The sequence below is a fragment of the Vibrio sp. 10N.247.310.98 genome, from assembly GCF_041467395.1.
In the GTDB taxonomy this organism is placed as follows: Bacteria; Pseudomonadota; Gammaproteobacteria; order Enterobacterales; family Vibrionaceae; genus Vibrio; species Vibrio crassostreae_C.
Genome location: NZ_JBFSUL010000009.1, coordinates 46,846 through 60,852, shown reverse-complemented (window position 1 = coordinate 60,852; position 14,007 = coordinate 46,846). Strand labels below are relative to the sequence as shown.

Annotated in this window: 11 protein-coding genes and 2 pseudogenes; 7 read left to right on the top strand and 6 right to left on the bottom strand. The window is 44.1% G+C overall.

Translation table 11 applies throughout. The features are described from left to right. Positions 1 to 26: 26 nt before the first annotated feature. The 3 genes and pseudogenes from AB6E78_RS05955 to AB6E78_RS05945 form a co-directional block, all read right to left on the bottom strand. Positions 27 to 488, bottom strand: coding sequence for a hypothetical protein (locus AB6E78_RS05955; protein WP_372133300.1), 462 nt, complete (start codon positions 486 to 488; stop codon positions 27 to 29). Between the two features lie 226 nt (positions 489 to 714). After that, complete coding sequence (locus AB6E78_RS05950; protein ID WP_065583740.1) at positions 715 to 1,515, bottom strand: hypothetical protein; 801 nt, start codon at positions 1,513 to 1,515, stop codon at positions 715 to 717. 209 nt (positions 1,516 to 1,724) lie between these two features. Then, a pseudogene (locus tag AB6E78_RS05945) lies at positions 1,725 to 2,353 on the bottom strand (D-serine ammonia-lyase); the annotation flags it as partial. A gap of 132 nt (positions 2,354 to 2,485) precedes the next feature. On the opposite strand from AB6E78_RS05945, the gene AB6E78_RS05940 reads away from it, so the two are divergent. Further along, the gene (locus AB6E78_RS05940) at positions 2,486 to 3,679 is read left to right on the top strand and encodes a CynX/NimT family MFS transporter (protein WP_372055142.1); all 1,194 of its coding nucleotides are present in this window, start codon (positions 2,486 to 2,488) and stop codon (positions 3,677 to 3,679) included. A gap of 29 nt (positions 3,680 to 3,708) precedes the next feature. Here the strand turns inward: AB6E78_RS05940 and AB6E78_RS05935 are convergent. Next, positions 3,709 to 4,505 (bottom strand): annotated as a pseudogene (locus AB6E78_RS05935) (helix-turn-helix transcriptional regulator). Positions 4,506 to 4,561: 56 nt separating this feature from the next. Then, a complete protein-coding gene (locus AB6E78_RS05930; RefSeq protein ID WP_372133297.1) occupies positions 4,562 to 5,095 on the bottom strand; it encodes a YbhB/YbcL family Raf kinase inhibitor-like protein in 534 nt (177 codons plus the stop codon). A 243-nt stretch (positions 5,096 to 5,338) separates the two neighbouring features. Between AB6E78_RS05930 and AB6E78_RS05925 the strand changes: the two genes are divergently transcribed. The 5 genes from AB6E78_RS05925 (at position 5,339) to AB6E78_RS05905 (ending at position 11,742) form a co-directional block, all read left to right on the top strand. Further along, on the top strand, positions 5,339 to 6,748 hold the full coding sequence (locus AB6E78_RS05925) for a DUF3404 domain-containing protein (RefSeq protein WP_372133295.1): 1,410 nt from the start codon (positions 5,339 to 5,341) through the stop codon (positions 6,746 to 6,748). Further along, positions 6,726 to 7,373, top strand: a complete 648-nt coding sequence (locus tag AB6E78_RS05920) for a response regulator transcription factor (RefSeq protein WP_372133292.1) — start codon at positions 6,726 to 6,728, stop codon at positions 7,371 to 7,373. The genes AB6E78_RS05925 and AB6E78_RS05920 overlap by 23 nt, the downstream gene beginning before the upstream one ends. Continuing rightward, positions 7,373 to 8,185 (top strand): DUF2861 family protein, encoded by an 813-nt coding sequence (locus tag AB6E78_RS05915; protein ID WP_372133289.1) that lies wholly within the window; start codon positions 7,373 to 7,375, stop codon positions 8,183 to 8,185. The genes AB6E78_RS05920 and AB6E78_RS05915 overlap by 1 nt, the downstream gene beginning before the upstream one ends. A 103-nt stretch (positions 8,186 to 8,288) precedes the next feature. Next, on the top strand, positions 8,289 to 10,637 hold the full coding sequence (locus tag AB6E78_RS05910) for a glycoside hydrolase (RefSeq protein WP_372133287.1): 2,349 nt from the start codon (positions 8,289 to 8,291) through the stop codon (positions 10,635 to 10,637). Between the two features lie 247 nt (positions 10,638 to 10,884). Beyond that, positions 10,885 to 11,742 carry a polysaccharide lyase family 7 protein gene (locus AB6E78_RS05905; RefSeq protein WP_017060503.1) on the top strand — a complete coding sequence of 286 codons (858 nt, stop codon included), beginning with the start codon at positions 10,885 to 10,887 and terminating at the stop codon, positions 11,740 to 11,742. A 160-nt stretch (positions 11,743 to 11,902) separates the two neighbouring features. Here the strand turns inward: AB6E78_RS05905 and AB6E78_RS05900 are convergent, their stop codons facing one another. Further along, a complete protein-coding gene (locus AB6E78_RS05900; protein ID WP_017060504.1) occupies positions 11,903 to 12,814 on the bottom strand; it encodes a LysR family transcriptional regulator in 912 nt (303 codons plus the stop codon). Between the two features lie 128 nt (positions 12,815 to 12,942). On the opposite strand from AB6E78_RS05900, the gene AB6E78_RS05895 reads away from it, so the two are divergent. Then, entirely contained in the window at positions 12,943 to 14,007 is a 1,065-nt protein-coding gene (locus AB6E78_RS05895; protein WP_017072190.1) for an HlyD family secretion protein, read from the top strand.

Here is a 14,007-nt window from a genome sequence, read left to right as displayed (position 1 = left end):
TTAGGTTGTCGTTCTAGGTTAACGATTTAACCGTTACCGGTGGCAAATATCCCAAACGTCATGACGTTCAATGCATCTGTCACGCCCTCTAGTGATTTAATCACCGTCTTAGTCGGTTTATTATGACGAATAAAATAGCTTCCGATGCCTTTTTCACCGCCACTCTTAGCATCGCTTTCAGTTGTTTCTGTCGCTTCTATTTGAGAAGGCTCCACTGATTCTGGCTCTGCATTGGCGTGAGCTATCGTGTCTTTATTTGAATCAAGGTTAGTGAGTGGTTGATGATTAACGATTGAATCATGGGAAGAATCAACGCTGGTCTCAGCGTTTGTATCCTTTGAAGTCTCGAGATTACTCTCTCCCTCTATACTTTTCGACATAGCGTCTTCGTTGCTCAATGTCTCGTCGTCTAGCTGACGATTACTCGTTGAAGAACAGGCTGTTAAGAAGAACAGGCTAACGATGAATATGAGTAAGTTTCTCATCATAATGATAAAGCACGAATTAATAAAACATTGTTCGATTGTATTTTATTTGGCTGACGACATCCAGTGATAAGCGGAGTAAACACGAACAGTCACGGTCTTGAAGAGTAAACAAAAGCGTACGGGTTTAGTGCTTAAGAATAATAATTCGAGAGCTCAATTAGGTTGCCCGCCGCTTATCATCTGAAAGGTGGTGTCAGTTAGGCTTGGGGATTCACACGCTATAAGCTTAATCTTTACTGGAACACAGTTCAGAGATTCGGTCACACATGGCTTGGTTGACTGCGAAGTGGGTGTTGAGGAATGCTAGTTGGGCAAGTGCCGATTCAGCGGTGCGCTCGTAGCCTTGGGTAAAGGTTGGTAGCAATTGGGCAAACTTAGGGAAGCGTGCTTCTAGCCTTCTATCCGACATAAATTCATCAACGAATTCAGGCTCAGACTGTTCAGTTTGATCCACAAGATCGATCAAACGATCGAGTGCGTAAGATTGAACGAACCGACTGCCCGACAGCTTTTCGCCTCGGTTATAACGAGACATACCCACATAAAGATTGGTTAGAGCCTCACCAATGATCCAATCTTGGGAATTAGTGTCTGTCTCCCCTTTTATTGGTGAAACACAACACTGTGTATCAAATTCATGTTGCTGCCAAACAATACGCCCTTCAGCAAACGGAATGTGCGCTAACTCGTGGGGTTCAAACACTGCAAACTCACAAAAGATTCCGTCAGCGTACAGAACTTTATAGCCATCGACGGTATTTCTCACTGCGTAGTCGATTGAGTGAATATCAGATAGCCAATGCAAACTGTCTAAGAAATACTGCTTGTGCCCTGTTTGCACTATTGCGAAAAAATCGACATCTGAATACTGATCAAGTCGTTCTGTTTCAATACCTACTGAGCCCAATCCCAGCAAAGCATGAGCCTTACCCGATGCTTCCAAAGACTCCCCAATCGCATCTAAACGCTGGAGTAATTTTTCTGGTGTGTTTATGTGTCTTGTCTGTATCACTTTGTCCGTCTGCATTGCTCAATCCCTATCAAGTTGAATGCCACTCAACCTAACTGATAGTTAGAACATCTAAGAAGCTTAATTTATAAAATGTGTGTTTTGGATAACGATCTGTGCAAGTTATTGTTTGAATTAAGGTGGGATTTAGAGGTGAGAAAGAGTGTGTACAAGCTATAAACAACACTCTTCTATCATGACTTATCTTTTTAGCAGCTCATATTTGCAACAACGTTGACACCATGCTCACGAAGTTTGCTTTTCTTCCAAGCTCTCGCGTCTGCCGACATATGAACAGAGACAGTAAAGCCCAATTTTGCACTCATGATACCGATCGACATGCCTAGATTACCTGTGGAGCCTACCGCAATGCTGTATTGTTGGAAGAAGTCACGGAATTCAGGTTCGAGCAACTTACTGTAGTCATCGCTCTCACACAGTAACCCGGCTTCAATCGCAAGCTTCTCGGCATGCGCTAGTACTTCATAAATACCACCGCGAGCTTTGATTGAGCCTGAAATTGGCAAATGGCTGTCTTTTTTCATCATCAAACGCCCTTTTATAGGCTGCTGATAATGTGCTCCCAATGCTGATTTCATAGATGGAATGTCAATAAGCTCAGACTCGATGATGCCATTGGTCGCTTGAGTTTCAGGAAACGCCTTGGCTAGATAAGGAGCAAACCTTTGCAGCCTCATGCTCGCATCGTGAATATCTTGTTCGCCTAAACCCACATAAAGCAAACCGCGCTCCAGAGTCGTCACATTTGGGTTAAACCAAACCACTTCTTCCAATGCAATAATTGTTGAAGCAGTGGGAAGTCCGAGATGAGCTTGTCGATATTTAATACAGTCATGGGTGACTTTTCTGGCTAAGCGCGTACTGCGCAGGTTCAATCATTAGTAAACCTATTTAAACGGTATTTGTGTAATCATTCAATGATCTGTAGGCTAGCCTGTCTTCTCATAAGCAAACAGTAGAACAACCTATGAGCGCCTCTCTTCGTAATAGCATTTTCGTGATGTTAGGGATTCTATTCCTAGCACTTAACCTTCGTGGGCCTTTTACGAGCTTGGCTCCTGTGCTTTCTCAGGTTATGGAAGGCCTCAACCTTACGTCATCGGCTGCAGGCTTCTTAACAGCTTTGCCACTGTTAACTTTTGCCTTATTCTCACCATTAGTCACCAAGATATCCCAACGAATTGGTCTAGAGCCTAGCCTGTTATTAGGCTTAGTTCTGATCACTACGGGTATTACACTGCGCTCTGCTGGGTTAACCCCAACCTTGTATATCGGCACGGTGATGATCGGGCTTGGTATCGCGATTGGTAATGTGTTGTTGCCTGTAGTAGTGAAAGTTAGCTTCCCGACACGCATCGCTACTGTGACTTCTCTGTACATCTTTACGATGGGCATCGGGTCGACGTTAGGCTCAAGTTTGATGGTGCCGTTTTCAAATCTAACCTTATTTACGATCACGGGTTGGCAATTAGCACTGTTAATGAACCTAATATTCCCAATATTAGCTTTGATGATCTGGTTGCCTAAAATCAGAAAACGCTCACCTTCAGCCAACAATAACAAGCAACAAGACAAACCTCTGCCGATGAAACAGATGATTAAAAGCGGCGTAGCGTGGCAAGTAACGTTAGCGCTTGGGCTTAACTCATTTACCTTCTACTCTTTGGCTGGCTGGTTGCCACAGATATTGAACGATCTTGGCTACAGCGAAATCGACGCGGGCTACATTTATGGATTTCTGCAATTTTCGACTATGGTTCCGGGGCTGCTGTTACTGCCGTTCTTAGCCAAAAGTGACAATCAACAATGGCTCATCACTCTATGTGCATCGAGTGTATTTGTTGGATTGATTGGTCTTCTGTATTTGCCTGAGTTTGCGATCTTTTGGGTGGGACTGTTTGGATTAGCCAACTGCTCGACATTTATTATCGCGCTCTCTTTTGTTGGCTTGCGTACATCGAATAGCAGCCAAGCCGCATCATTGTCGGGTATGGCTCAGGGAATCGGTTATGCGTTGGCAGCCACTGGTCCAACGCTGGTGGGTAAGCTTCATGCTCAGACAGATTCTTGGAGTGTGCCGATTCTGTTGATCGCATCTGTTGCCTTTGCGTGCACGATTTTCGCGGCATTGGCAGCACGAGATAAGAAAGTGAGCGTTTAGGCAAACAGAATGATTATGGTATCGCGACTTTATTTGCTCGCGACTCTATGGCTGACGACGGTTTTGATGTATTCACTTGGCGACAAACCAAATTTGCCTTTAAAGCGCTGACTAAAACGCCCTTCCGATTGGTAACCGCAAGACTGAGCCAACATCGCCACATTCTGCTGTCCGTTTTGCATCAGATAAAGCGCGTGACTCAAGCGAACTTCAGCCAGTACCTCTCGATATTGCATGCCTTCCAGTTTGAGCTTCCGAATCAATGTGGCTCGGCTCATCGCAAAACGCTCCGCCACCGACTCTAATGGATGTTTCTCATCTGGTGAATGTGAAAGGTAATGGCTGAGCTTTTGGCTAAACGAGACGTTGGCACTGACAAACAATAGATGCAACACCCCTTTTTCAGCTAATTGCTGGTACAAGCCCTGCAACCAAAACTGTTGAGTCTCTTTGCTCATGCTCTGTGTATCAAAAGAGAACAGAGCATTGAGTGAGTCTTGTAAGTTTCGATCCACTTTTACTGTAGGCAGTCCCAGATCATTCGACCGTTCCTCACTTAAATCAAGCATCGCCTGAGAAGGTTGGAATTGAAAGCTGAACACTCGCGACAAGAAGCGCCCTTGTGGGGCATGTTCTCAAAACTTAGTGAAGCTGATGCCTCACAAAACAACAGCTCAGAATGTGAGAGCTCTGCCGCTGAATCTTTCCAAAACAGGCGCTTACTGCCTGTAATAATCTGAATGATACTAGGGGATAGAATCCTCACATTACGCAGTTTTTGTAACTGCTCTGCACGAAAGATCGTCACTTGATATTGATGATTCATCTCATCCCCTTGTTTACTTATTATGTACGTGTATAAGCTTTAACGTACATAAGCTATTAACGTGTATAAGTTGCGGTCAGTTTAGCTTTGTCTAAAGCCATGCTGTTCAACGTGAATCCAACCACAGCCGACGGCGTATTTTCGTCGAGGTTAAGTTTGTCCGTTGGTAATGCCCAAACCGTGAACTGGTAACGGTGCATACCATCTTTTTCTGGAGGACAAACGCCACCGTAGCCAACTGTACCGTAATCAATGCGACCTTCTTTGCCACCGACTTTAGAGATGTCGACACCGCGAGGTAGCTCGTTCACAGTTGCAGGGATATCAAACGCAACCCAATGCCAGAAGCCACTTTCAGTCGGTGCATCTGGATCATAAGCTGTGATAGCAAAGCTTTTGGTACCTGCTGGTGCATCTTTCCACATCAATTGTGGTGATTGATTATCGCCGTCACAACCCCAACTATAGTATTCAAAAGTCTTTGCCATTGGGTGACCTTCTTGAATATCGTTGCTGGTTAATTCGAACGCATGAGCAGAGCCTGTAGCCAAAATACTGATTGCCAATACTGATTTGATGATGAGTTTCATGATGGTTCCTCTTATTAGGTATGAGCCCAGTATAGTCCCCACATTTCGCCCAATAATGACAGTAAGTACACAATTATCTATTTTATTTCAAATAAATGATACTTACTGTATTTGTACTTTATTATTTAAAAGCATGACCCACTCGACAATTTGTTGTTAAAAGAACACTTGTTGACATTCAGGTTACAAATCGCGCCCAAAACTCTTTAGACTCGCCCCACGACTTTTAACGAGAATGATTGGATGCGCAGGTTTACATTAGCTCTTTGCTTGATCTTTTGGCTCCCAACCCTAGTCAATGCCCAAAGTTTGCAAGATAAGTGGCAAACTCTGTATCAACTGAGCTGGCAATCATCCCCACTCTTAGTATCTCAACAAGAGTTGGCTCAGTATCCGAAAGTTCTGCTCCATGAAAATAGCCGCTATCCTGATTTCAACCAATTCAGTTGGGACGACATCGCAGCGTTAGCGTCAATACAAGATCACTGCCAAGCGATTGAAAGCAGTAACCCTTCATTACATGAAGCCATCGAGTTCGAGCTCGCTCTGTGTCAGCAACAAACATTGGATTCGATTTGGTTTGCAGCACACTCCAAACGTCACCCTGCCGGTGGCAGCTTTGCTGGTCGTTATTTAGCCGCTTACCCAGATGTGACCGAGCAGATACGCCCATTTTTGAGTCTTACCAACCCTCAGCACCCTTTATATAACAAACTAGAAAGCCTAAGTGCACAAGGCAGAGAAGCACTGCTCAATGGATACCGCGCTTGGCAACAAGATGATGTGCTTTGGTTAAGTGGCGAACAAGGCTGGAAAGCTATTCCCTTAGATGTTTGGCAACCTATCGCAGAGCAACAAGAGGCATCTTTGGCAGGTGAAACCTGTACTTTTCGTTACAGTAACGTGTGCTTAAACGAGCCTAGCAATGACAATCTGATCATGAAAACCTTGATCTTTACATTGCTGCTAACGTTGCTTTCCGGGCTCGCTAGAGTCTTATACCTAAGAACAAAACAACGAAAAGAGAGGCAGTTCGTTTTACAGCTTCTTACTCATGAACTGCGCACGCCTATTACTAGCCTAGGCTTAACCGTCGAAATGTTTAGAAATCGCTACGATGACTTTTCTGATGAAACTCAAAGTGCGGTTTGGCGTTTAATATCTGACTATCAAAGGCTTTCTCAGCTCACCGAAAACAGCAAAGTGTACCTAAGTTCGGATCAGTCAGAGCCTTTGTTGAAGCAAAACGCTTCATTAGAAGAGTGGCTCGATCATGTCTGTGAAAAGCACAATATTTCTTATCAATGTGAAGCGCGTGAAGTTGAACTGAACCTTCCCTATTACTGGCTAACCATCTGCTTGGATAATCTAATCAAGAATGCCAAACAACATGGTAAAGGTGAGGTTTTGGTAAAGGTCGAACTCGGTGACAAGCTGACGATTGAGGTACAAGACGAGGGGCACTTCCCTTCACCGATACAACGGCTCATGTCTGGTGTCACGCCAAGTGAAACGCACGAACTGGATAACATGGGCATTGGCCTGACTATTGTCGAGCACTTGATGAAGCAAGCGAATGGCCGCCTCATTATTCTTCGTAACCCAACCCGATGTATTTTGGAAATTGCTTATGAACACCCTACTGCTGATTGAAGACGACCAACTGCTTGGACAAGGCCTCGTCAGCTTCTTTGAATCCAATGGTTACCAATGCCTTTGGGCGAAGGATTCAGAGAATGCCAGTAAGAAATGGTTTCGAGCCGATCTTGTGATACTGGATCGACAGCTTGAAGATGGGGACAGCTTGCAACACCTTCCAAACTGGTTGCTCCTCAAAGCGCTGCCTGTGATTGTGTTGACCGCTAAAGTAGAAGTTCAACAACGTGTTGAAGGTTTAATGGCGGGTGCCAAAGACTATGTGACTAAACCATTTTCGAACGACGAATTACTCGCTCGAGTCATTACCCAGCTACGTCCGTTAGGTGTGAGCCTCTTAACTTACGCAAATATCCAAATCAACTTGTCGGAACGGATCGCTTATCTGGATGAAAGCCCTGTAACACTAAAACCTAAAGAGTTTCAGCTATTGGTACTGTTTGTTCAGAACCAAAGTCGTGTGTTTCACCGAGATGAATTACTCAATAAGATTTGGGGATATCAGGCTTTTCCTAGTACCCGAACTATTGGTAATCACATACTGCGCTTACGCCAGAAGCTGCCAACATTGAATATAGAAACACATCGTGGCGTTGGTTACCGCTTGGCCGGGGAATCATAATGAAAGTTACTTCGTTAACCGCACTGATCTACACATTGCCGCTCGCAAGTCATGCGGCATGGTTTACCGACACGCCATTGCAGCACACCTATCAATCTCTACTTGATGACCAACCTCAAGTTGCGTGGCAAGAGCTGCAAATCGCACTCGATCACAAATCACTCGATAGTGAGCTTTGGCTGCCAGTCAAACAAGAGATCCTGAGCCAGACTCAATGTGGAACCTTACTCAAACAAAGTGCTGAGCCAAAACACCACATCCAAGTCAGCTTCATTCGACGCTATGGCCTGTCGTCGCACGGTTATCAAATCAAAGTCTCTGCCGAGCAACTCAGCAAAGGCTCAGAAACTCAAACTCTTTCTTTGGTATCGCCTAAAGGTAAAGTCCTTCTCGATGGACAACTCGCTTCCAATAATGAGTATCAAGAGATTGAAACCAATGAAATGTTCATCAAACCCGAATCTGGTGTTTATCAACTAAAGATAGGTTCAAATCACTACCCTATTATTGTCGCTTTAAATAACAGTAATCGATGGCTGACGCTCGAAAGTAAACTCAGCGAACCACATATCGTGCTCTCGCCTCCAAAGGTGATCGACAACTGCCCCGACGCTAACGTGAGTTGGCAATGGTTTGATGAAAACTACAACCTGCTGGGTTACAAAGTGCCAATCAAAACAGCGCAACCACCCGTTCCCACAGAAAGTCCACTTGGAACCAAAGCCAAGCACTTGAGTGCTTCGGTTGAAATGTTTGAATACCAAGGCGCTATTGAAGTCCAATATGTGCAGCGCGTCGCTGTGCCTTTCTAATGGAAAACCACTAAAGCCAAACAGAAAATAGAGACATATAGGTGACAAAGCACTAGCGCTACTTAGGTGTAATAACCGTAGTTACCCTTTACGGAATCTAAATATGCTCAGCGTACGTCACCCACTCAATCTTTCTAATTTTGCCATTGTGGCTTTAACAACAGCTTGTCTGTTTTCATCCAACGCACAAGCGAGCCAAATAACGCTCACCAGTAACAACAATACCGTCGCTACCTCATCGAATACTTTAGAGGTCGATTGGAACGGCTTAAGCGTTAACAGTGCTGCTCTCACCGTTGATAACAAACCACAGAAAGCGACCAATCTGGTCATTGGCTTTTCCGATAAAGCTGACTCAGTAAAAATCGCCACTTGGACCTTAGTACCCAGTGGAATAAACGTTAAGGCAGAGCTTAATCAAGACCAGCTCACTTTTCAGTTCAGCTTACCTTCAAATATACAGGTGAAACGAAACAAACCCATCGAATTGGCGTGGTTTGATCTTGCCGAACAACAAACTCAGACACTATTTCTTCCGTTTAGTGAAGGTATGCGCGTGCCTACTGACAACAAGCTTTGGGCAAGTTATCTCGTCGGTAACCATTCTGGAAGTAACACTACTCAAGACTTGAAGATGCCTTTTTGGATAGTACAGCAAAACAATCATTTCATTAGCTATCAAATGGTTAATGCAACCAACAATCAACTGCTCTTTTCAGATGCATCCTCTAATGCTTCCTCAAATACAAAAACCAAAATTGATATGAAGGCAGCACACCAATTTACGATGCTCAATCAGTCACAACCTTTTCTTGTTCGTATCACCCTCGGAGACTCGTGGTTAGATGGTGCCAAACAATACCGAGATTGGCGCATCAATAATGACCAGTCTGAAACGCTTGTAGCAAAGCAAAAGCGCAATCCAGATGTGACTAAGTTGATCGGCGCGAGCCACGTTTACCTATTTGGCAAAGACCCATTAAGCATCCAAGATGTGAGTGACTGGTGGGGATTGAAAACATGGTATCTAGAGGGCTCTAAACTCAATGTTTCTGCGGAAGCGAAAAGAGAGCTATCGTCACTCTCCAAGGGGAAAGATTGGTTCAGTCAGTACCACAAACAACTATTGTTGGACTCTATTAGCCAGTCATTGCAGGTGTTATATCCTGTTGGTAATCCGACACTCGAAGACAACACGATTAAAGCGCAATATAAAGCAGCACAGGATAAGAAGAACTGGTTGCTAGAGCACGCTTCCCCTTACCTAAACTCGTCAGAGACTTGGGGACAAGCGCTGTCTTCAGACATGGTCGCTAATCTAAATAAGGCAGGCTTAAACAAACTGTGGCTTGGATTCGATAATTGGATGCCAGAATTCTATCAACCTAACGCTGTGGGTCTGGCAAAACAGTCCGGATATCTGGTCGGTACTTACGATTCCTACAACACCGCAATTCCTGCGAAGCTCAATGACAACTGGCTAACCGCTCAATTACCAGAGCCGATGCGTCAAAGTTGTGCGATTGAACTAGCGGATGGGAGTTTGAAAAAAGGATTTCGTGGAAACGGCTTTTACTTAAACCCGAACTGCCATTTAGAATACGTAAAACAGCGTGCTCAAGACATTATGAGATTCGGCAACTTCAACAGCTTGTTCTTAGATGTTGATGCAACCGCCATGGCACGTGAAGATTACCGCGTCTCTATAGACAGTAATGGCAATACAAACGACGAATCAGACATGCTTTCTGCGTTCAACAACCGAATGAAGTGGCTTAGCGAGCAACCTTCGTTAGTATTAGGCTCTGAAGACGGCAACAGCCTAACAACAAAAGGCATCGCGTTTGCACACGGCTTAGAAACGGTTGGTTTTGGTTGGACAGACAAAGACATGAAAGAGAACCGCCAATCTCCCTATTACTTAGGTCGTTGGTACCCAGACCAAAAGCCCGACTTCTTCTTTAAGCCGGCCGAGGTTAAAGAGCCCTATAAGTCGCTACTGTTTTCGCCTCAATATCGAATTCCACTTTACCAAGCCGTTTTCCATGATGAAGTAATCAATACGCACCATTGGCATTCAGACAGCCTTAAGTTCACTAATGTACAAGCAGAACGTGACTTAACCGCCATGCTGTACAACACACCACCGATGGTTCACTTGACCAGAGATGAAGCTTTATCAAGTTCAAGCCAGAGAATCAAAGCACTCAAACACTATCAAGATGGCTTTGAACCAATGCACGAACAGTTATGGGATAAACAGTTAGTCGATTCCGAATGGTTAGATAAGAGCGGCGATGTTCAACAAACTGAGTTCAGTGACGGGAGTAAGATCATTGCCAATTTTTCAGATCAAACCTTTCATCAGAGAGGCCTTAAAGTCTCGCCGAGCGCTATAAAAGCCGTATTGAGCAACGGACAAACGTTAGAGTGGAAATCAGAGCCTAACTAGTTTGAACGTGCCGTTTTTAAGCCTCACCTTATTCACTATTACGGGTTAGCAGGTAGTGTTGTTAACGAGCAAAAATCCACACCTTTGACACTCAGGTACCAATCCCAATCGACACCTAATTCTCTCTATTTTTGTACAAGAAAATTGGGTGCCGACCACAATTTCAAACACAGATGTTTTCACATAAATCTCAAAAGTGATATCAATGCTTATATTGAATGATAATAATACAAAAGAGATATTTTTGATGAAAAAGACCCTACTCACTTGCTGTGCCCTTCTTGCCTTTTCTTCTTCGGCAATCGCTAATGTTCAGTTTTCGAATCCAGAAGGAGCTTTAGGCGAACCTTCTAATTACTCTCAATACCAAAATGTTTTGTCAGTTTCTGAACTTCAAATTTCAGATCCAAACGGAAAGAAAGGCAACAAAGACTATTTTGCGCTCGATAATAACTACGACGGCATTGTGAACAACAACTTCTATGTCGACAAAGAAAGTGAAGCGCTAGTCTTTACCATGAAGAATGACCACCTGCGCAACGAGCTACGCGTTCAGGAAAACTTCCGCACAGACTTAACAAATGAAACATACACATTAAGTTCGGAGGTGGAGATCATAAAACCTGAAGAGTCGATGAAGAACTCAGACTCTAAGCAAGACGAGATTACATTCCTACAAGTACATAACAAAGGCTTAGATGATCTTGGTACTCACAATGTCCCTCACCCTTTGCTTCGTGTTGTATGGAAACGTGACAATAATGGTATTGAAGGGCATTTCTGGGCAATCATTAAAAACAACGCTGTAATTTGTAAAGGATCGTTCGGCAAGAAAAACCAAGACAAGGAAATGTGCAAATCAGACGTAGCATATTCTCAGTATGATTTAGGCAAAGCACCACAAGGCAAACCAACAGCATTTGATTTAATCGTGGGTGATAAGAAACTTATTGTTGACGTAAACGGTGAACGTAAAGTTGAGCAGGATATTGACTACTGGCGTCACCTATTAAGCTACTTCAAAGCTGGCGTATACAACCAATTTACGAATGGACAAAGTGAAGCTCACTTCTACAAGCTAGAGTACACAGAGAAAAAGAGCTAGTTCGGTACTTAGCCTACAACTACATTAGCAATCAGAAAAAAACGAACTTGTTAACAAGTTCGTTTTTCTCTTTTCAATGTTATTGGTCATTGTCAATGAATTACAACTAATCAACAGTTAGGCAGCCGATTCCTTCTGTTGCTCCCAATACAATATGCCTTTATTTCGTTATTTGATTGGCTCTATTTTGAAAAGCAGTCAGTAGATAGTCGATAAAGACCTTCTTACGTTTCGGCATCAACTGCCTGTCTGCATACACTAGGCTTACTGAAACTTCCGGCATCTCATATTCAGGTAGCAAACGAATCAACTTGCCTGTCTTGAAGTGCTCACGACAAATGAATTCAGGAAGCACCGCCAAGCCGAGCCCATCTACACACGCTGTTAGGCATGCCGTGATGGTATTCACCCGTAACTGACACGGCAGATCGATCAAAATCGACTCACCGCCTTCTAATTGTAAATGCCACTTGGGTAGACGCGCGGCCTTGTTCACCACCTCAATCATTCTGAATGGCGGTTCAAGATCATCGGGTGAAGAGACGTCATCGAACTGCTCTAAATACTCAGGGCTGGCTGCCAATACACGCTTTGATGTTGTGAGGTAGCGAGAAACCAAGCTCGAGTCCACTAGCTCACCAATTTGTGCGTAAAGATCGATACCCTCCGCAATGATGTCGACTTCTCGATTCGACAGTTCTAAGTTCAAAGTCACGTTTGGGTGCTCTTTTAGGAAGCTGTGGATGTATTTGGCTAATACTTGATGCCCCAATTCGACAGGCAACACAACATTCAACTGCCCTCGGATCAAATCCTGATTGGCTGAAACCTCTAGCTCAGCTTGGTTCATGATCTCTTGCATCTGCATGCTCGACTGATAAAAGCGCTCACCCTCTGGCGTTAAGACTAAACTTCGTGTCGAACGAGTGATCAACCTCACACCTAGATGCTGTTCCAGCTCGTCTAGCTTTCGGCTGACGGTCGACTTGGTCATGTTCAATGCTTCAGCTGCGTGCGTGAAACTCCCACAATCAACAACTTGTGTAAAAACAGTCACAGCATTTAAGTCCATCGTACTTCTCCCAAAGCGCCATTAGTTAGATTTTTGCAACAGTGTTTCACTTTTTTCCTATCTTATCAATCAATCGAATTCATTTACAATTCGTTACATCTAAATAAAAACAAAATGAGAAAGAAAAAATGACAGAGAACAACAACGCTTCGCAAACAGTAAGCACAAAAAAACGTAAAAAAGCTCCGCTTATTGCTACTGCGATCATGCTGTCATTGGGTTTAGCCGGTGCTGGATACTGGTACGGCTATGGCCAGTACTTTGAATCTACCGACAATGCCTACCTACAAGGCGACATCACGAATATTAGCCCTAAGGTCTCTGGCTATATTGTTAAGTCTTATGTGAGTGATAACCAATCGGTTAAAGAAGGTGATTTGCTGGTTCAAATCGATGACCGTGATTACCAGTCAGCACTCGCTCAAGCAAACGCCCATTTAAGCGTCGTGCAATCAGACGTCAAAAATCTAGTGGCACAACAAACGTTACAACGTAGCAAGATCAATCAAGCAGAAAGCCGCGTTGATTCTGCACAAGCTGAATACGAACGCGCGATTCAACAAGTGGTACGTTCTCGTAGCTTACTAAAGCGTAACTACGCGTCTCAAGATGAAGTCGATAGCATGGTTGCACAACAAAAAGTAACTCAGGCAGATTTAGAAGAAGCAAAAGCAAACCTCGTTGCAACCAATGACCAATTAACCGTTATCGCTAGTGAGATTGAGCAAGCAAATGCATCCGTGACCGAAGCTCAAGCCCAGAGAGATCAAGCACAGCTTAACCTTGATTACACCAAAATTTACGCGCCAGCAGATGGCGTGATTGGTAAACGCAGCGTACGTGAAGGCTTGCTGATTCAAGCAGGCGCACCACTGATGAGCTTGGTACCAAACAACCAAGTGTGGATTGAAGCCAACTTCAAAGAGACACAGCTAAGTGGTATTCACAAAGGTCAGACGGTTGAAGTAGAGCTGGATGCGTTCCCGGGGCAGCCTCTTGAAGGTGTGGTAGACAGTTTCTCCCCTGCGACTGGCGCTAAATTTGCGCTCCTACCACCAGAAAACGCGACCGGTAACTTCACTAAAATCGTTCAACGTGTACCGGTTAAAATTACTATTCCAGATCAGCAAGAGTTGAAAGGTCGACTGCTTCCTGGTTTGTCTGTGGTAGCGACCATCGATAAACGAGGCTAG

Bases quoted from the DNA above. Each gene is read 5' to 3' on its own strand.
- AB6E78_RS05940 (WP_372055142.1), top strand. From the start codon at position 2,486: ATGAGCGCCTCTCTTCGTAATAGCATTTTCGTGATGTTAGGGATTCTA.
- AB6E78_RS05895 (WP_017072190.1), top strand. From the start codon at position 12,943: ATGACAGAGAACAACAACGCTTCGCAAACAGTAAGCACAAAAAAACGT.
- AB6E78_RS05920 (WP_372133292.1), top strand. From the start codon at position 6,726: ATGAACACCCTACTGCTGATTGAAGACGACCAACTGCTTGGACAAGGC.
- AB6E78_RS05915 (WP_372133289.1), top strand. From the start codon at position 7,373: ATGAAAGTTACTTCGTTAACCGCACTGATCTACACATTGCCGCTCGCA.
- AB6E78_RS05910 (WP_372133287.1), top strand. From the start codon at position 8,289: ATGCTCAGCGTACGTCACCCACTCAATCTTTCTAATTTTGCCATTGTG.
- AB6E78_RS05955 (WP_372133300.1), bottom strand. From the start codon at position 488: ATGATGAGAAACTTACTCATATTCATCGTTAGCCTGTTCTTCTTAACA.
- AB6E78_RS05900 (WP_017060504.1), bottom strand. From the start codon at position 12,814: ATGGACTTAAATGCTGTGACTGTTTTTACACAAGTTGTTGATTGTGGG.
- AB6E78_RS05925 (WP_372133295.1), top strand. From the start codon at position 5,339: ATGCGCAGGTTTACATTAGCTCTTTGCTTGATCTTTTGGCTCCCAACC.
- AB6E78_RS05905 (WP_017060503.1), top strand. From the start codon at position 10,885: ATGAAAAAGACCCTACTCACTTGCTGTGCCCTTCTTGCCTTTTCTTCT.
- AB6E78_RS05950 (WP_065583740.1), bottom strand. From the start codon at position 1,515: ATGCAGACGGACAAAGTGATACAGACAAGACACATAAACACACCAGAA.
- AB6E78_RS05930 (WP_372133297.1), bottom strand. From the start codon at position 5,095: ATGAAACTCATCATCAAATCAGTATTGGCAATCAGTATTTTGGCTACA.